The organism is Gluconobacter wancherniae NBRC 103581 (assembly GCF_007988885.1).
Classification (GTDB): Bacteria; Pseudomonadota; Alphaproteobacteria; order Acetobacterales; family Acetobacteraceae; genus Gluconobacter; species Gluconobacter wancherniae.
In genome coordinates this window covers 612,032-630,791 of the sequence record NZ_BJUZ01000002.1, presented here as the reverse complement: position 1 = coordinate 630,791, position 18,760 = coordinate 612,032, and the positions used below count along the sequence as shown (strand labels likewise).

The window sequence follows — 18,760 nt, the reverse complement described above, 5'->3', positions numbered from 1 at the left end:
GAAAGTTCATGCCGGTTAGGGCGTCCAGAATAGAGCCTGAAGCCCTATCGGAAGCCCATTAGCCGGTTCTGATTACCAGCGATAGTGGCTGAATGCCTTATTAGCTTCAGCCATACGGTGCGTGTCTTCGCGCTTCTTAACAGCCGAACCACGATTGTTCACCGCGTCCATCAGCTCGTTAGAAAGGCGATCCTGCATGGTGTTCTCACCGCGCTTGCGCGAGGCGTCGATCAGCCAGCGAATTGCGAGCGCCTGACGACGCTCTGCACGCACCTCAACCGGCACCTGGTACGTTGCACCACCAACTCGACGGGAACGAACCTCAACGGCTGGCTTCACGTTATCCAGAGCCGAGTGGAACATCGCAACCGGATCAGCGGCAGAACCGCCTCGACGACGCAGAACCTCAAGAGCACCGTAAACGATGCCTTCAGCGGTGGATTTTTTTCCGTCATACATCAGCGCATTCATAAAGCGCGTAATGACAACGTCTCCGAATTTCGGATCAGGAAGGATCTCACGCTTTACAGCGCGGTGACGGCGACTCATTCCAAATACCTCTTACTTCGGCCGCTTCGCGCCATACAGCGAACGACGCTGACGACGCTTAGCGATGCCCTGCGTGTCAAGCACGCCGCGCAGGATGTGATAACGCACACCGGGAAGATCCTTCACGCGGCCACCACGGATAAGAACAACGCTGTGCTCCTGAAGGTTATGACCTTCACCCGGAATGTAGCTCACGACTTCATACCCGTTGGTCAGACGCACCTTGGCGACCTTACGCAGAGCGGAGTTCGGCTTCTTCGGCGTTACAGTATAAACGCGCGTGCAGACGCCACGCTTCTGCGGGCAGCCCTGCAGCGCGGGGACCTTATTCCGCTTTGCGGCCGGCTCACGGCCGTTCGCGATCAACTGGTTGATGGTCGGCATGCGCCCTTCCCAATCCTTGTCCAATTCCAGGCAGCCACCACAAAAGTAGCCGCCACGACATTCGTCCAAACCGACACGCGGCTGAACCGCCTGTCTTCGCACAACTTCCGAGGAAACAGCAGAAGCCATTTCCTCGGATCATGGCCCGTAGCCTTAGCTTTATGTCGATAACGACCGAAGCAGTACTACGCGCGATTCTATATTCTACATCAGCTTTTTCGCCTGTTAAGGCAGTTGTAGCCGAGGGCGCGGACCCTACGAGGGCTTCCGCTTTAAGTCAAGTGTTCTGCCTAAAATGAGCCCGATTCTGATGAATCATCACAGAATCGGGCTTAGGCATTCTTCGTTAGCAATCGCTATTCTGCTGCATCCCCGAGTTCAGCAGCAGAACCACCAACCCGCTGGCGATCTTGACCCGCTGCGATACCACGCAAACGATTCATTACGCTACCTGTTCCTGCAGGGATCAGACGACCAACGATGACGTTTTCCTTCAGACCGTTCAGCGTATCAACCTTGCCAGAGGTCGCAGCGTCCGTGAGTACTCTCGTTGTCTCCTGGAAGGAGGCAGCCGAGATGAAGGACTGCGTCTGCAGTGAGGCCTTTGTAATACCCTGTAGTACCGGCATTCCGCGCGCTACAGTATGGCCCTTCGAAAGCAGTTCCTGATTTTCCGTCTCGAACTCGATTCGATCAACCGTTTCGCCAATCAGATATGTCGAGTCACCAGGCTCAAGGATTTCAACCTTCTGCAGCATCTGACGAACAATGACCTCGATGTGCTTGTCATTGATCTTCACGCCTTGCAGGCGGTAAACATCCTGAATCTCGTTAACAAGATAATCAGATAGAGCTTCGACACCCATGACTTTCAAAATGTCATGAGGAACACGCGGACCATCGACGAGCGGATCACCTTTCTGAACAAAGTCGCCTTCCTGAACGGAAACGTGCTTGCCCTTGGGAATCAAATAATCTGTTTGCTCGCCTGTCTCATCATTTTTGACGATGACACAGCGCTTGGATTTGTAATCCTTACCAAATTCAATACGGCCATCGCCTTCTGCGATAATCGCATGGTCCTTGGGGCGTCGTGCTTCAAAAAGCTCGGCAACACGCGGCAGACCACCGGTAATGTCACGTGTTTTCGATCCTTCGCGAGGAATGCGTGCGAGCGCATCACCTGCATGGACCGTAGCGCCGTTCTCAACAGAAAGAATACTGTCTGGCGAGAGGAAGTAACGTGCTTCATTGCCGTTAGACAACTTGACGACGTTGCCGTTGCTATCCTTCAGCTGCAGACGTGGACGTAGATCCACACCCTTTGCTGCCTGCTTGTAATCAACGACCACCTTTGACGTCAGACCCGTGACCTCATCCATGCGCTCGACAAGCGTGATGCTGTCGATCAGGTCGAGATATTCAATGGTACCTGACTGCTCGGTGATGATCGGCAGGGTATACGGGTCCCACTCGGCCATTTTCTGGTTTCGGACTACCGCCTCACCTTCGTTGACCATCAGGCGCGCACCATACGGCACACGATATTTCGCACGCTCTGTTCCGTTTTCATCTGTGAGAAGAATCTCACAGTTACGGGACATGACGATGGGAATTCTCTGCGAATTTTCAACGACATTGCGGTTGCGAATGGTCACAACACCATCGCGCAGCGCCTCAACCATTGACTGCTCTGCACCACGTGTAGCGGCACCACCAATATGGAACGTACGCATTGTGAGCTGCGTGCCCGGCTCACCAATGGACTGGGCAGCAATAACGCCAACAGCTTCACCAATGTTAACAGGCGTACCACGTGCAAGATCACGTCCGTAGCAATGGCCACAAATTCCAACGCGGCTGTCGCATGTCAATACCGAGCGGATCTCAACGCTTTCAACGCCAGCCTTCTCGATTGCCTCGGCCGTAGCCTCTTCAATCAGAACGTTGCGAGCCGCAACAATCTCACCCGTAACAGGATGAAGAATATCCTTCGACACTGTACGGCCAAGAATACGCTCTGACAGAGACGCAACTACTTCACCGCTATCCATGACCGCACGTACAGTCAGGCCACGCTCAGTACCACAATCAACTTCGACGATGATGCAGTCCTGCGCAACATCCACAAGACGGCGCGTCAGATAACCCGAGTTTGCGGTTTTTAGAGCCGTGTCTGCAAGACCCTTACGAGCACCATGGGTCGATGTGAAATAATCGAGAACCGAAAGGCCTTCTTTAAAGTTGGCAATGATCGGCTGCTCAATAATCTCGCCTGAAGGCTTCACCATCAGACCACGCATACCCGCAAGCTGCTTCATCTGAGCTGGCGAACCACGAGCACCGGAATGGCTCATCATCCACACCGAATTGGTGGGCTTTCCGATAACCTGCTTCGAAATTTCCTTGAGCATAGCGGCCTGCACTTCATCCGTGCATCGCGACCACGCATCAACCACCTTGTTATAGCGCTCACCAGCCGTAATCAGACCGTCCTGATACTGCTGCTCGAACTCTTTAACCTCGGCTGCCGTACGATCAACCAGCACAGTTTTCTCGGCCGGAATGATCATGTCATCCTTGCCGAAGGAAATGCCTGCACGTGCAGCGTGACGAAAACCCAAACCCATCAGACGGTCACAGAAAATCACTGCTTCCTTCTGGCCGCAATGACGATAGACAGAATCAATGACGTCGGAAACGTTCTTCTTCGTCAGCTGCTTGTTAACGAGGCTAAACGGAATTGCAGCATGTCTAGGCAAAATCTGCGCAATAAGCGCACGCCCAGGCGTTGTCAGCAGTACCTGACGAACGGTCTGGCCGTCTTCTGCCTTAGTCTCAAGACGTAGACGGATTTTGTCGTGCAGCTTCAGGGAACCTGATGCCATTGCACATTCGATTTCTGCCACCGACGAAAATGCCGGGGGAGCAGCGGTGATGACTTTGTTGTCCTTGATAACCGCTTCATCAGGTGTGGCGCGGTACTCAGGGATTTCGAGACTGAGATAGTAGAGTCCCAGAACGATATCCTGCGAAGGAACAATGATCGGCTTACCATTTGCGGGGCTGAGGATGTTGTTAGTGGACATCATCAGCACGCGCGCTTCAAGCTGCGCTTCCAGCGATAGCGGCACATGCACAGCCATCTGGTCGCCGTCGAAGTCGGCGTTGAATGCTGTGCAGACCAGTGGGTGCAGCTGAATTGCCTTACCTTCAATAAGGATCGGCTCAAAAGCTTGGATACCCAGACGATGGAGCGTAGGTGCACGGTTCAGCATGACCGGATGTTCGCGGATTACCTCTTCGAGGATATCCCAAACTTCCGGGCGCTCTTTCTCCACCATGCGTTTTGCAGCTTTGATGGTTGTCGCGTGACCGTATTTCTCAAGCTTCGAATAGATAAACGGCTTGAAAAGCTCAAGCGCCATCTTCTTCGGAAGACCACACTGATGCAACTTCAACTCTGGGCCCACGACGATAACCGAACGGCCCGAGTAATCAACGCGCTTACCAAGGAGGTTTTGACGGAAGCGTCCTTGCTTACCCTTCAGCATGTCTGAAAGGGATTTTAGCGGACGCTTGTTCGCACCCGTAATCGCGCGGCCACGACGTCCGTTATCGAACAATGCATCCACAGCTTCCTGAAGCATCCGTTTTTCGTTACGGACGATGATATCAGGCGCACGGAGCTCAATAAGGCGCTTAAGGCGATTGTTACGGTTAATGACCCGGCGATAAAGATCATTCAAGTCTGACGTCGCAAAGCGGCCGCCATCAAGCGGCACAAGCGGACGCAGCTCAGGCGGGATGACTGGAATGATATCCATGATCATCCAGTCAGGGCGCGAGCCACTCTCAACAAATGCCTCGACAAGCTTCAGACGTTTGACGAGCTTTTTACGAGCTGCTTCCGAAGTGGCCTTGCGCAGCTTCTTGCGCATCATGGTCTTTTCGGAATCGCCTTCCATGACTTCTGCGTCATAGTCAAACGGATCCTGCAGTCCCTTGGACTTTGCAGAAAGGCTCAGCTCGCGTTCCTGTGCGTTCGGAATACCCCAGTCGTAGCTGGAAAGAGCACGCTTAATCGCTTCTGCACCAATTCCAACGTCGATGCCTGCATCCGGATATTCATCAAGAATATCTTCACAACGCATTTCGTCCAGCAGGTACTGGTCACGCTTTTTGCCGTTTTTGTAGGAATCTACCTGATCAGATTCACAGATACCCTTATCGAGAACGAGAAACTTCTCGAAATATAAGACTGGCTCGACATCTTTCAAAGGCAGATCGAGCATCGTGGCGATACGGCTCGGAAGCGACTTGAGAAACCAAATATGGGCGACCGGCGATGCCAGTTCGATATGCCCCATACGCTCGCGACGTACCTTTGCGAGCGTGACTTCAACACCGCATTTTTCGCAGACAATACCACGGAACTTCATCCGCTTGTATTTACCGCAAAGGCATTCATAATCCTTGATCGGACCAAAAATACGAGCACAGAAGAGGCCGTCACGTTCTGGCTTGAACGTACGGTAGTTAATGGTTTCCGGCTTCTTGATTTCGCCGTAAGACCACGAACGGATCTGCTCGCTGGATGCGAGTTGGATCTTAATCTGGTCGAAGGTCACCGACTGGCCGGTCTGACCCAGAATTTTCATGAGTTCGTTCATGCGCCGAAACCCCAAAATGCCAGGCGGCGTCCCGCCGGCACGTCAAAAATGAATCGCGAAGAGAGAGACATGAGCACCGCTTACGCGGCGCCCTGCTCGAGGTCGACATTCAAGCCAAGCGACTTCAGTTCCTTGATAAGAACGTTGAAGCTCTCGGGAATACCTGCTTCGAAGTCATCCTGTTCACGTACAATCGCCTCATAGACCTTGGTGCGGCCGGAAACGTCATCCGACTTCACCGTCAGCATTTCCTGCAAGGTGTACGCTGCGCCATATGCCTCGAGAGCCCAAACTTCCATCTCACCGAAGCGCTGACCGCCAAACTGAGCCTTACCACCCAGCGGCTGCTGGGTAACAAGAGAGTAAGGACCAATGGATCGGGCATGGATCTTGTCGTCGACGAGATGATGCAGCTTCAGCATATAGATGTAGCCAACAGTCGTCTGACGCTCGAACTTCTCACCTGTACGACCATCAATAAGCTGGGATTGACCCGACTTATTAACACCCGCCTTGAGCAACATATCCTCAATGTCCGGAATGGAAGCACCATCGAACACAGGGGTAGCAATCGGAACACCTTTACGCAGGTTATTTGCGAGTTCGATCAGCTGTTCGTTCGGAAGTGTGGCGATATCCATGTCATAGATTTCGTCACCATAAATTTCCTTCAGACGATCCAAGAGTTCCTGCTTGCGCTCCCCGTTACGCTGATACTCGTCCACCATTTCGCCAATGCCAGCACCAATATTGGCACATGCCCAGCCGAGATGGGTTTCAAGGATCTGTCCGACATTCATTCGGGACGGCACACCCAGCGGATTCAGCAGAAGGTCGACAGGCTGACCGTTCTCAAGGAAGGGCATATCCTCAACAGGTACAACCCGAGAAACGACACCCTTGTTACCGTGACGGCCAGCCATTTTATCACCCGGCTGAAGCTTACGCTTCACCGCGACAAAAACCTTAACCATCTTCATCACACCGGGAGGAAGCTCGTCACCACGCTGCAGCTTTTCAACCTTACTGTCGAAACGCGCATTGATCCGACGGACAGCCTCATCAAACTCACGACGAAGCGTTTCCAGCTCTGCAGTCAGTTCATCTGAGCTGACGGTAATATTGCGCCAGGCTCCCCTTGGATGCTCATCAAGAACTTCAACAGTGATGGGCGTGCCAGAGCGAATACCCTTGAAGCCCGCACCAGCTACCTGACCAACCAAACGCTCACGCAGACGGTTATGGAAGCTACGCTCCTGGATAGAACGTTCGTCATCACGATCCTTCGTAAGACGCTCAATTTCCGAACGCTCGATAGCCATCGCGCGTTCATCTTTATCCACGCCGCGCCGTGAGAAAACGCGGACATCGACGATCGTACCACTTGTTCCAGGAGGCAACTTCAGAGAGGTATCACGAACGTCTGATGCCTTCTCACCGAAGATCGCACGAAGAAGCTTCTCTTCAGGCGTCATCGGGCTCTCACCCTTCGGAGTAACCTTGCCGACCAGAATGTCGCCAGGGTTCACTTCAGCTCCGACATAGACAATGCCTGCTTCGTCAAGATTACGAAGAGATTCCTCACCAACATTCGGAATATCGCGGGTGATTTCTTCCTGACCTAGCTTCGTATCACGCGCCATAACTTCAAACTCTTCGATGTGAATCGAAGTGAAGACGTCATCGCGAGCAATGCGCTCGGAAATCAGAATCGAATCTTCAAAGTTGTAACCGTTCCAAGGCATGAACGCGACAAGCACGTTACGGCCAAGAGCCAGTTCGCCAAGCTCAGTGGACGGACCGTCAGCAATGATGTCGCCGGCGTGAACCGTGTCGCCCACCTTCACCAGCGGACGCTGATTAATGCAGGTTGACTGGTTGGAACGCATGTACTTGCGGAGACGATAGATATCTACGCCTTGCGTTGCACCGTCCTCATCAGTCGAACGGACCACGATACGCGCGCCATCGATCTGATCAACGACACCGCGGCGCTTCGCAACAATTGTCGCACCTGAATCGTGCGCAACTGCGGCTTCCATTCCCGTCCCAACCAGCGGCGCATCGGCTTTCACCAACGGCACCGCCTGACGCTGCATGTTCGAGCCCATCAGCGCACGGTTAGCGTCATCGTTTTCAAGGAATGGAATGAGCGCTGCAGCAACAGAAACAAGCTGCTTCGGAGAAACGTCACATGCCGTGACCTGCTCAGGCGGAACAAGACGGAAATCGCCTGCACGACGCACTGAAACCAACTCATCCGTCAGAGCATGAGTAGCCGGATCCTGCTTTGCGTCAGCCTGCGCGACGACCAGCTTGTCCTCTTCCATCGCGGAGAGATACTTCCAGCCATCCTGCAGGATACCGTCCTTGACGAGGCGATACGGCGTTTCGATGAAACCGTATTTATTCACCTTAGCATAGGTCGAAAGGGAATTGATCAGACCAATGTTTGGACCTTCCGGCGTCTCAATCGGACAGATACGACCGTAATGCGTCGGATGAACGTCACGGACTTCGAAGCCTGCACGCTCACGCGTCAGCCCCCCTGGGCCAAGCGCCGAGAGACGGCGCTTATGCGTAACTTCGGAAAGAGGGTTTGTCTGATCCATGAACTGGCTGAGCTGCGACGATCCGAAGAACTCGCGCACAGCAGCGGCAGCAGGCTTGGCGTTAATGAGGTCATGAGGCATGACCGTATCAATATCAACCGATCCCATGCGCTCACGAATGGCGCGCTCCATGCGCAGCAGACCAATGCGATATTGATTTTCCATCAATTCGCCAACTGAGCGAACGCGACGGTTACCGAGGTTATCAATGTCGTCGATCTGACCGCGGCCATCCTTCAGATCGCACATGATCTTGATGGTACGCAGGATATCTTCCTTACGCAGAACGCGCAAAGTATCCGGAGCGTCAACATCAAGACGCATGTTCATCTTCACGCGACCAACGGAGGAGAGGTCATAGCGGTCCTGATCAAAGAACAGGCCACGGAACATGGTCTCAGCCGTCTCTTTGGTCGGCGGCTCACCAGGGCGCATAATACGATAGATATCGATCAAGGCCTCGTCACGGGACGCATTCTTGTCGACAGCAAGTGTGTTACGTATCCAGGGGCCGTGAGCACCATCGACGGACAACGTCGGAAGTTCTGTAATGCCAATTTCTTCGAGAGCGACGAGACGGTCCTCAGTCAGCTCTTCGCCAGCTTCACCATAAATTTCGCCCGTGTTCTCATTGACGAGATCATGAGCAAGGAAGCAACCGAGGACGTCTGGACGACCGACCTGAACCACACGCGTGTTTTCAGCAATCTTCCGCACCATACGTGCGGTCAGCTTGGCGTCTGCTTCTGCAACGACTTCACCGGTGTCGGCATCAACAAGAGGACTGAGGAGCTTCTTGCCACGGAATGCATCCGCGTCGAAGGAACGCGCCCACTCTTCGCCCATCCGGGTAAAGGTAACGGTGTCATAGAAATAGTTCAGGATTTCGTCCTGATCCATTCCCTGAATATCCAAGCTCTCTACATCGCCCCCTTCTGCCAGCTTCGCTTCACGAGCAGCAATAAAGTTGGCGCCTTCAAGCGCATATAGCAGTGTCGTGACAGGCAGCTTGCGCTTACGATCAATACGAACGTAAATCAGATCCTTGGCATCGAACTCAAAGTCGAGCCAAGATCCACGGTATGGAATAACACGCGCGGCAAAAAGATATTTACCTGAGGAATGCGTCTTGCCCTTGTCGTGATCAAAGAAAACACCAGGGCTGCGATGCATCTGGGAAACGATGACGCGCTCTGTACCATTAATAATAAAGGTACCGTTATCGGTCATGAGCGGCATATCGCCCATGTAAACCGGCTGCTCCTTCAGATCGTGAATTGAGCGCGAGCCCGTATCTTCATCGATGTCCCACGTCGTGAGACGAAGAATGACCTTCAGGGGCGCTGCATACGTCAGGCCTCGCTGAATGCACTCTTCAACGTCATATTTCGGCTCTTCGAATTCGTAGGACTGAAAGTCCAGACGACCGCGGCCGGCGAAGTCATTAATCGGGAAAACCGACCGAAAGACCTCCTGAAGACCCGCCTGCTGGCGGCTATCAGGGCTGACGTTCATCTGCAGAAACGCCTCATAAGAGGCGCGCTGCACATCAATCAGATTGGGCATCGGCGCAATTTCGGGAATGCGCCCGAAGCTTTTGCGGATCCTCTTGCGTCCCGTGAACGATTTCGTGATCGCGTTCATCTATCCCTGCCCTCTGCACCAGACCTTCGAGTCGTCCGTAGAGCGTGACCGGAATAAGGCTTCCGAACTCCTCGGGCGACCGGAACGACCGGCTTTTCAAATATTTCACTACGTAGCGAGCCGCGCAGTATACTCTTATATCTACCAACGGCAAATCGGGCGGGAACCGCATGCGATCCCCGCCCTAATCTGTCTGCTCGGCAGAGATTGCTACCCCTTAAGGAATAGCAACCTGAAATCAAGTGATTACTTGATTTCGACGGATGCGCCGTTGTCTTCAAGGGTCTTCTTGATCTTGGCAGCTTCGTCCTTGGAAACACCTTCCTTGACGGTCTTCGGTGCACCCTCAACCAGGTCCTTAGCTTCCTTCAGACCCAGGCCCGTGATGCCACGGATTTCCTTGATCACGTTGATCTTCTTGTCGCCAGCAGCGGCAAGAACAACAGTGAACTCGGTCTGCTCTTCAGCAGCAGCAGCAGCAGCAGCCGGAGCAGCAGCAGCAGCTACAGGAGCAGCAGCAGAAACGCCCCACTTCTCTTCGAGAAGCTTGGAAAGCTCAGCAGCTTCGAGAACGGTAAGAGCGGACAGCTCTTCAACAATCTTTGCCAGGTCGGCCATGATATTATCCTAAGTGATGCACTGTTAGATGGGATTCAAGATTACGCCGCAGCGTAAACTCTCAGGCGGCTTCTGCTTCGCCGGTCTTGGCATAGGCACCAAAGACGCGAGCAAGCTGTCCTGCCGGAGCCTGGGTGATACCTGCGATACGCGTTGCCGGGGTATTGATCATACCAACCAGCTTTGCACGCAGCTCATCCAGAGACGGCAGCTCGGCGAGCACCTTGACACCATCCGCATCAAGCGTCTGATTACCAAGTGCACCACCAAGAACAACCAGCTTGTCGTTCGTCTTGGCGAACTCAACGATCACTTTTGCCACTGCTACGGGATCTTCAGCCCACGCAAGCGCGGTCGGCCCCTTCAGCAGCGACGAAATGCCGTCGAATTGGGTCCCATCCAGAGCGCGGCTGGCCAGCCGGTTCTTCGCAACCTTGTATGTCGCACCCGCCGCACGAATGCGTCGACGAAGCTCCGTCACATCAGCAACCGTCAGACCCTTATTCTGGGTGACGACAACCATGGACGTGCTGCCAAACACATCGGCGAGGAATTCGACAAAGGCCCGCTTTTCCGTACGGTCCAAAACCTGTCTCCTCGTCGGCCCGAAAAACCTTCGGACCAAGTTACCCAAAGGCCATCCCCTTATCCAGGAAAAAGCCCGCTCGCCTGTCCTCAGAAGTGACCAACCCAGTGCATCGCGCTAAACACAAAACACTGGCGCACCGTCTGACGCCCGCGATCTCTAAAGATCCTTAAGAAGCCGAGAAAGACTTCACGTGCGGTCTTGGACAGGATCGGAAATGCGACACAACGTGCTGCACCCCTGCGCCGCCACATTCAGAAGAAGATGGCGTCATTCTTGTGGGCCACTCCATAACGGAGCAGCCCAGAAAACTCAAACGGCCGTGAAGCTCGAAACGTCGAGACGTACACCTGGGCCCATCGTGGAAGAAAGACCAGCCTTCTTCAAATAGGTACCCTTGGCGCCCGACGGACGAGCCTTCTGAACGGCATCGACGAGCGCGTTGATGTTTTCAATCAGCTTTGCTTCATCGAAGGACGCCTTGCCGACGCCAGCATGAATAATACCAGCCTTCTCAGCACGATATTCGACCTGACCAGACTTAGCTGCCGTGATGGCACCCTTAACGTCCATGGTCACCGTGCCGAGACGTGGGTTCGGCATCAGACCACGAGGACCGAGGATCTTACCAAGACGACCAACGAGAGCCATCATGTCAGGCGTTGCAATGCAGCGATCGAAGTCGATCTCGCCAGCCTGAATCTTTTCGGCCAGATCTTCCGCACCAACAACTTCTGCACCAGCTGCGATTGCTTCCTCAGCCTTCGCACCACGAGCAAACACACCAACGCGCAGCGTCTTACCCGTGCCATTCGGCAGGGAAATCAGACCACGGACCATCTGGTCAGCGTGACGCGGATCGATACCGAGGTTCAGCGAAATTTCAATGGTCTCATCGAACTTTGCCTTCGCATTGCTCTTTACCAGAGCAACAGCTTCGCTGAGCACATATGGCTTGTTGCGCTCGACAGTAGCCTGCGCAGCATTCAGACGCTTGTTCTTGGCCATGATATCAGCCCTCCACCACGTTCAGGCCCATCGACTTCGCAGAGCCGGCGAGCATGCGCACGGCGCCATCGAGATCGTTGGCGTTCATATCCTTGAACTTCGTCTCAGCAATCTCGCGAAGCTGGGAAGTCGTCACAGAACCCACTGCTGCAGACTTACCAACTGTCTGGCTGCCCTTGGAAATCTTGGCTGCCTTGAGAAGGAAGTATGTGTTTGGCGGTGTCTTGGTGATGAACGTGAACGTACGGTCAGCAAACGCCGTGATAACCACGGGAATTGGCATACCGGGCTCAAGACCTTGGGTCTTTGCGTTGAACTCTTTGCAGAACTGCATGATGTTCAGGCCGCGCTGACCGAGGGCCGGACCAACCGGAGGAGATGGATTGGCTTTACCAGCCGGGATCTGAAGCTTGATGTAGCCAACAACTTTTTTGGCCATATCCGGGACTCCTTACTCTGTGTCGTTCCCGAACCGCGGTTCCAGTGGAATCGATCGAAACCGATTCCTCCCGCGTTCGAATTGAGGCGGTCCCGTAGACCGGTTTCAGTTAGTGCGTCAAGCCCTTATTGGGAACGGGGCTCGTATAATCTCCGCTCAGATCGGTCGCAACAGGAGATTGATGCGTATCGACATCTCCTACCGGGCGTGGGTTATGAAGCCCCTGATACTGTAGTGGGGAGAAAGGATCGATCTGCTTGACCGTCGGCAATGCGGAAGCACTCCACCCGCCTCCAAGAGCACGCACAAGACGCACTGTAGCCTGGACCTGAGCCGTCTGCGCCTGAACTTCAAGAAGGCGTGCCTGAAGAGCATCCTGCTGGGCCACAAGTGCATCAAGATAATTCGACAGCCCGCCGGTATAGAGAGCCATCGTCATGCTTTGCGTCCGAAGCGCTGCTTCAACAGCCTGATGCTGCTGATCAAGCTCGACTTTATAAAGTCCTGTCTGGCTCAACCCGTCTTCTACGTCCTGAAACGCCGAGATAACCGTCGAACGATAGTTGTCGGCCGTTTGCCGATACTGAGACCATGATCGTTGCAAAGCAGCCCGTCTCAGACCACCCGTGAATGCAGGTTCAACCGCTTGGACTGCAATTTTCCAGAAGGCATTGGAAAGGCTTGCAAGATCGAACCCTGCATCTTCAAAGCCACCCGCCGCACTGAAAGTGACACGTGGATAGAACGCAGCGCGAGACACCCCGATTCCACGGGCGGCAGCAGCCATCTGGCGTTCTGCAACCGCAATGTCAGGACGACGCTCCAGCAGACTTGAGGGCAAGCCGGAGTTGACCTTAACCGTACCGAAATGCATGTGAACGTCATGAACCGGCGCCAGATGAAATCCTGCAGGTACGGTGTTCAGCAACGCGGCAATGGCGTGCTCCATGACTTGCCTTCGGGCCGTCAGAGCACTCTGTGCGGCCATGGCTGCGTAAAGCTGATTTTCGGCACGGGAAACATCAAGGCCCGCTCCGATAGCCCCAGCCTGACGCAGACGCGTGATTTCAACGGCAGTTTTAAAGTACCTGATGGAATCATCATAGACAGCGTTCTGAGCGTCTATACCGCGTAGCGCCACATAATCTGAAGCGAGCTCTGCCTCAAGGCTCAAGCGCGCCACTGCATATTCTGCCGCGGTAGCCTGAGCCAGATTTTTCTGCATCCTCGTAGTATTGCGGATGGCATCCCAAAAATCAGGCTCCCAGGTTGCAGCTCCGCTGTAAGCCTCATTGGATTCATAAACAGGCGACGTACTGGTTCGACGATTGTTGAACAGGCGACCTAGGGAGCCTTTATTCTTGCTCATGCCAGCAGCGCCGGTCAGCTGCGGATAAAGCTGACTTTCCGCCTCTCTCGCTACATCCCGGGCCTGGGTGAATGCTTCTGCTGCAGCTTGCAGATCGGCATTAACTCCGAGCATGCGCGTTTCCAATCCATTCAGGATCGGATCGTTCAGCATCGTCCACCAATCGCCACGCACTGCTCCGTCTGCCGGATGAGCATCTGTCATCACACCCTTCCCTTCCCAGCCATTGGGATAGAGATACGTAGGAGCATGATAGTCTGGAGACAGGTCGCAGGACGCCAGGCCGATAGACATGACGCCAACCAACGCTGTGGAAACATGGCGCCATGAGCGCCGACGCGGCGCCTGATTATGAATTTTCATCAGCGGGATCCGGCCTCCGCAGGATTGGCATCATGTTCATGCAGAGTCTTTTGATCCTCTGCCTGCTGTGCCTTGGTTTTCGCATTGTAGCCAGCAGTCGTTGGCACAACCTTCACCTCGTCACCTTCAAGAAGATCTGCTGTCGGATTGGCGACAAGCTGATCATCCTTGCTGACGCCACTCAAAATCTGACAAGTCGTTCCAAAGTTGATGCCAACCTTCACATTCAGCAGATGAACATGATTGTTGACGACCTTCGCAACCTGCATCCCCTCCGCACGAAAAATCAATGCACCCGTTGGAAGGATCATGATGTCCGGGTTACCTGGAGCGGAAATATGCGCGGTCGCATATGAATTGGGCCAGAGCAGGCCATCTTCATTCCCCAGCGTCAACTCAGTCGTCACCGTCCGGGTAGCAGCATTGAAAGCACGGGCCGTGGCGAGGAACGTCGCTGTGAATTTCTTGCCCGGGTACTGAGGGACAGTCAGATCAGCCGTAATCTTAGGCGAAATGACACTCGCGAAATCCTGTGGAACAGAAACGAAAACACGCATCCGATGCACATCGGCCACCGAGAACAGTTCAGAAGCAGCTCCACGTGACGTGACGTTCCCTCCCCCTGCGTTCACGTAGTCACCGACGTTCACAAGACGGGAGGTCACGATACCATCAAATGGAGCAACGATCTTCTTGAAGTTTTCCAGCGCTTCAAAACGATCGACTTCATGTTCTGCCGCTTCAAGCTCTGCCTTCTGGGCCGCTGCGTTGGCGGCCTGAACATCAACTTCCTGGCGTGAGACGGCCTGTGTGCCCTTCAGCGCAGTCCAACGCTCCGTTGTGATCATCGCAAGGCGATAACGCGCCATGATCACATCATAATGCGCCTTTGCGGCCGCATACTGAGCGTCAAGGCTCGGCGTGTTGATCTCGGCCAGGACGTCGTTACGCTTAACGTGCGCGCCATAATCCTTGTACCACATTTTCACATAGCCAGAGACCTGAGCGTAGATCGGGGCCTCATACCATGCAGCAAGATTAGCTGGCAGATCCACCTGGCGTATTGCAGGACCCGGCTGCGGAGTGATCAGCGTAACGGGTGGAATGGCAGCATCTTCCGTGCGGGCCGTAAGGGAGTGATAATGCACGCCCCTTTGGATGATACCCCAGGCCGCCAGAAATATCGCAATCAGAACCACCACCAGCAGCACCAGCTTTCCGCGGGCACTTCCACTTTTGGGGCTGTTAACGTGGGGTCCGTTCCCCTGCTCCATCGGGTGGTTCACGCGCGGTCTCCTTCCGGCCCAGCAGGCCGCTTGTAATGCATCAGGGCGAAAACACAGGGCACGAACAGCAGTGTTGCCACCGTTGCGATCAGCAGACCGCCGATCACCGCTTTACCCAGGGGGGCGTTGTCAGAGTTGCTGATGGACATGGGAATCATGCCGATCATCATCGCAAGTGCGGTCATCAGGACCGGTCTAATACGTTCGTAGCCAGCTTCCCGAGCTGCCAGCAGCACGTCACCATGGTGATCAAGCCGCTCTCTGGCAAAAGAAACAACGAGAATGGCATTCGCCGTCGCTGTACCCATGCACATGATGGCACCTGTCAGCGCCGGAACCGAAAGCGGCGTATGCGTCAGGAACAGGCTCCAGGAGATACCCCCCAGAGCGCCCGGCAGCGCCGTGATGATAACAAACGGATCCAGCCAGGACTGAAAATTCACAACGATGATCAGATAAACAAGGACGATCGACATCGCGAGGCCGCCAATAAGCTGCACATAGGCGTCGTTCATGGTCACAGCCTGACCGCGCACGACCATCGTTGAACCATGGGGGAGATATTGACGTTGCTTGTCGACAATACGCTCGACAGCCCGCGACACTGTCCCAAGGTCCATGGATTCAGTGGACGCGTAGATGTCAAAGACGGGCATGATGTTGTAATGCGCGATTTCAGCAGGTGTACCCGTCTGAACAAGCTCACTCAGAGCCCCCAGAATCTGTGGGTTCTGGTTAGACGGATTGCCGTCTCCCTTGTCGATCGGAACGATTTCTAGGTCGTTCATTGTCTGAAGGAAGTTAGCAGGCGTCTGCACATCGATCAGCTGAGACGTACCCTGAGAGTTTAGATAGTAAGTCTGCCCGACCTGAGCACTTCCTGAAAGCGTCACGAGTGCGTTGAAAGCGACGTCCTGTTCGGTGATCCCCGTGCCCAGCGCATAGCTACGACGGTTATTCACCAGAATTGTTGGCTGCGTCATGGGCTGCTGGACAGTTACGTCCGCAATACCCGGAATATGACGCAGCTTCTGGGCCAGCCCAGTTGCAAACGCGTAGTTACCATGAAGGTTACGTCCAACCACCTGCACATCGAGCGGAGATGGTAGACCAAAATTCAGGATCTTCGCCGTCAGATCGCCTGGCTGGAACGTGAATATTGTTCCCGGAAATGAATTGGTCAGCCCCTTACGCAGCTTGCGACGGAACTGCGGGATCGGACTCTCGTCGTTATGCAACTGAATCGTGATGTCGCAATCCTGAGATCCGGTTGTCGGGGACGGCACCATCGCCTGATTCAGCTGACTGAATGGCAGGCCGCAGTTGTTCACAACGTTTTCGACTTCTCCCGGTAGGAGTTGACGAATGCGCTTCTCGACGAGCCCACTGATTTTTCCGGTCTCTTCGATACGCGTACCAACAGGCGCACGCATGTGCATCTGGATGGTTCCGGATTTGATTTCCGGGAAGAAATCCTGCCCGACGAAGAACAGAAGAGACATGGAGGCAACAGCAGCCAACATGAACAGACCAACAAATCTGCCGCGGATGGTGATCAGCGAAACGAGGACGTGCTGATAGGCTTCACGAAACGCTGTGAATCGTGCCTCAAAGCCTGACTGAAAGCGCCCGAAGATATTCTTTTTGCGATGGTGCCATTCAGGGTCACGATGCATTCGCACCTGTGCCGCCAGCAGCCAGTTCGCCATCGTGGGGACTAGCGTACGAGACAGAATGAAAGACGCGATCATTGCGTAAATGATTGCTTCAGCCATCGGCATAAACAGCCAGCCGGAGATACCTGTCAGTTCAAACAGCGGCAACCACACAATGCAGATACAGGTCGTGGACACGAATGTCGGAATCACGATCTGGTTCGCAGCGTCGATGATCGCCGTTTCCAGCTCTTTGCCCATTTCAAGATGAGCATCGATATTTTCGATCATGACGGTCGCGTCATCAACAAGAATACCGACCGCAAGAGCAAGGCCGCCGAGCGTCATCACGTTGATGGACTGACCCGAAATACTCAGACCAATAATTGCGCAGAGAATGGCCAACGGAATCGATGTGGCCACGATGACCGTTGAACGCCACGACCCCAAGAAGAGCAACACCGTAAGACTGGTCAGAATAGCGGCGGTAACCATTTCGCGCAGCACGTCGAACACGGAATCCTTCACGAAGCTGGAAGCATCCGTAAGGACATTCACACTACTGCCTGCAGGCAACGTAGCTTCAATCTGAGGCAACAGCTTCTTGATGCCGGAAACCACGGAAAGCGTTGAGGCATTGCCACTTTTGAGAATGACAATAAGGACGGCCTGCTGCCCCTTGACCAGAACGGCGTTGATCTGCGGTGGGCCGCCCCTGTGGACCCACGCAACATCACGCAGATACACGACCGAGTTGCCAACCTGCTTGATCGGCATCCGGTTAAATACCGCAAGGTCGATGGGTGCAGAGTTGGTCTTTACCATCCAGTCGAGCTGACCAACTTTCTGATCACCTGCTGGAAGAACAATATTCTGCCGGTTCAGAGCATTCGCTACGTCCTCTGGAGAGAGACGATGCGCGAGAAGCTTGATGGGGTCGATGTCCACCATGATGTCCGGCGCAAGACCACCATAGGGATTTGGAATGGCTGCACCCGCGACCGAGACAAGCTCAGGACGGATCAGGTTCGACGCCATATTGTAGATGTCTGAGCCTGACATGGTCGGATTATTGACCTGGAGTGTCAGAACAGGAACCGACGAAGCGTCAAGAGTGAGGATCAGGGGCGGCGTCGTCCCTGTCGGCATCTGCTTGATGACTGTCTGCGAAACCGATGTGATCTGGGTCTGCGCAACTGCCGTATCCGTACCCGGCTGGAAGAATATCTTCACAATGCCGCGGCCGTAATAGGATGAGCTTTCAATATGCTCGATGTTGCTGACAGTCGCAGTCAGAGAGCGCTCGTAATAATAAACGATACGCCCTGACATGTCTTCCGGCATCAGTCCGGTATAGGACCAGACGGCGGCGACAATCGGGATCTTGATGTCTGGGAAAACGTCTGTCGGCGTAAAGATCGCAGCCCTGATTCCAAAGATCAGAATCAGAATGGACAAAACAACAAACGTATATGGCCGCTTAAGTGCGGTAACGACGATAGCATTCATGAACTGTATGCGCCTTCAGCGTGGCCAGCTCGCAAATGTTTCGCGATCTCGGTTCCTGTGAGTCT

At 54.1% G+C, this 18,760-nt stretch carries 11 protein-coding genes; all 11 read right to left on the bottom strand.

From position 1 onward, the window contains the following. Positions 1-72 precede the first annotated feature (72 nt). Positions 73-549, bottom strand: a complete 477-nt coding sequence (gene rpsG / locus GWA01_RS09925) for a 30S ribosomal protein S7 (protein ID WP_146797121.1) — start codon at positions 547-549, stop codon at positions 73-75. A gap of 12 nt (positions 550-561) precedes the next feature. Beyond that, positions 562-933, bottom strand: a complete 372-nt coding sequence (rpsL, locus tag GWA01_RS09920) for a 30S ribosomal protein S12 (RefSeq protein ID WP_010502158.1) — start codon at positions 931-933, stop codon at positions 562-564. Between the two features lie 356 nt (positions 934-1,289). After that, a complete protein-coding gene (gene rpoC / locus GWA01_RS09915; RefSeq protein WP_146797118.1) occupies positions 1,290-5,606 on the bottom strand; it encodes a DNA-directed RNA polymerase subunit beta' in 4,317 nt (1,438 codons plus the stop codon). An 80-nt stretch (positions 5,607-5,686) separates the two neighbouring features. Then, on the bottom strand, positions 5,687-9,862 hold the full coding sequence (gene rpoB / locus GWA01_RS09910) for a DNA-directed RNA polymerase subunit beta (RefSeq protein ID WP_146797115.1): 4,176 nt from the start codon (positions 9,860-9,862) through the stop codon (positions 5,687-5,689). A 246-nt stretch (positions 9,863-10,108) separates the two neighbouring features. After that, positions 10,109-10,480, bottom strand: a complete 372-nt coding sequence (rplL, locus tag GWA01_RS09905) for a 50S ribosomal protein L7/L12 (protein ID WP_146797112.1) — start codon at positions 10,478-10,480, stop codon at positions 10,109-10,111. A gap of 61 nt (positions 10,481-10,541) precedes the next feature. Beyond that, positions 10,542-11,066, bottom strand: a complete 525-nt coding sequence (rplJ, locus tag GWA01_RS09900) for a 50S ribosomal protein L10 (protein ID WP_146797109.1) — start codon at positions 11,064-11,066, stop codon at positions 10,542-10,544. 312 nt (positions 11,067-11,378) lie between these two features. Beyond that, positions 11,379-12,074, bottom strand: coding sequence for a 50S ribosomal protein L1 (rplA, locus tag GWA01_RS09895; protein ID WP_146797106.1), 696 nt, complete (start codon positions 12,072-12,074; stop codon positions 11,379-11,381). Positions 12,075-12,078: 4 nt separating this feature from the next. After that, positions 12,079-12,513 (bottom strand): 50S ribosomal protein L11, encoded by a 435-nt coding sequence (rplK, locus tag GWA01_RS09890; protein WP_146797103.1) that lies wholly within the window; start codon positions 12,511-12,513, stop codon positions 12,079-12,081. Positions 12,514-12,622: 109 nt separating this feature from the next. Further along, positions 12,623-14,245 (bottom strand): efflux transporter outer membrane subunit, encoded by a 1,623-nt coding sequence (locus GWA01_RS09885; RefSeq protein WP_146797100.1) that lies wholly within the window; start codon positions 14,243-14,245, stop codon positions 12,623-12,625. Next, positions 14,245-15,519, bottom strand: coding sequence for an efflux RND transporter periplasmic adaptor subunit (locus GWA01_RS09880; protein ID WP_146797807.1), 1,275 nt, complete (start codon positions 15,517-15,519; stop codon positions 14,245-14,247). Before GWA01_RS09880 ends, GWA01_RS09885 begins: the two co-directional genes overlap by 1 nt. Positions 15,520-15,527: 8 nt before the next feature. Then, positions 15,528-18,695: an efflux RND transporter permease subunit gene (locus GWA01_RS09875; RefSeq protein WP_146797097.1), complete on the bottom strand. Its 3,168-nt coding sequence runs from the start codon at positions 18,693-18,695 to the stop codon at positions 15,528-15,530. Positions 18,696-18,760: the final 65 nt, after the last annotated feature.

Coding starts and splice junctions, on each gene's coding strand:
- rpsG (WP_146797121.1), bottom strand. CDS start 549: ATGAGTCGCCGTCACCGCGCTGTAAAGCGTGAGATCCTTCCTGATCCG.
- rpsL (WP_010502158.1), bottom strand. CDS start 933: ATGCCGACCATCAACCAGTTGATCGCGAACGGCCGTGAGCCGGCCGCA.
- rpoC (WP_146797118.1), bottom strand. CDS start 5,606: ATGAACGAACTCATGAAAATTCTGGGTCAGACCGGCCAGTCGGTGACC.
- rpoB (WP_146797115.1), bottom strand. CDS start 9,862: ATGAACGCGATCACGAAATCGTTCACGGGACGCAAGAGGATCCGCAAA.
- rplL (WP_146797112.1), bottom strand. CDS start 10,480: ATGGCCGACCTGGCAAAGATTGTTGAAGAGCTGTCCGCTCTTACCGTT.
- rplA (WP_146797106.1), bottom strand. CDS start 12,074: ATGGCCAAGAACAAGCGTCTGAATGCTGCGCAGGCTACTGTCGAGCGC.
- rplK (WP_146797103.1), bottom strand. CDS start 12,513: ATGGCCAAAAAAGTTGTTGGCTACATCAAGCTTCAGATCCCGGCTGGT.
- GWA01_RS09885 (WP_146797100.1), bottom strand. CDS start 14,245: ATGAAAATTCATAATCAGGCGCCGCGTCGGCGCTCATGGCGCCATGTT.
- GWA01_RS09880 (WP_146797807.1), bottom strand. CDS start 15,519: ATGGAGCAGGGGAACGGACCCCACGTTAACAGCCCCAAAAGTGGAAGT.
- GWA01_RS09875 (WP_146797097.1), bottom strand. CDS start 18,695: ATGAATGCTATCGTCGTTACCGCACTTAAGCGGCCATATACGTTTGTT.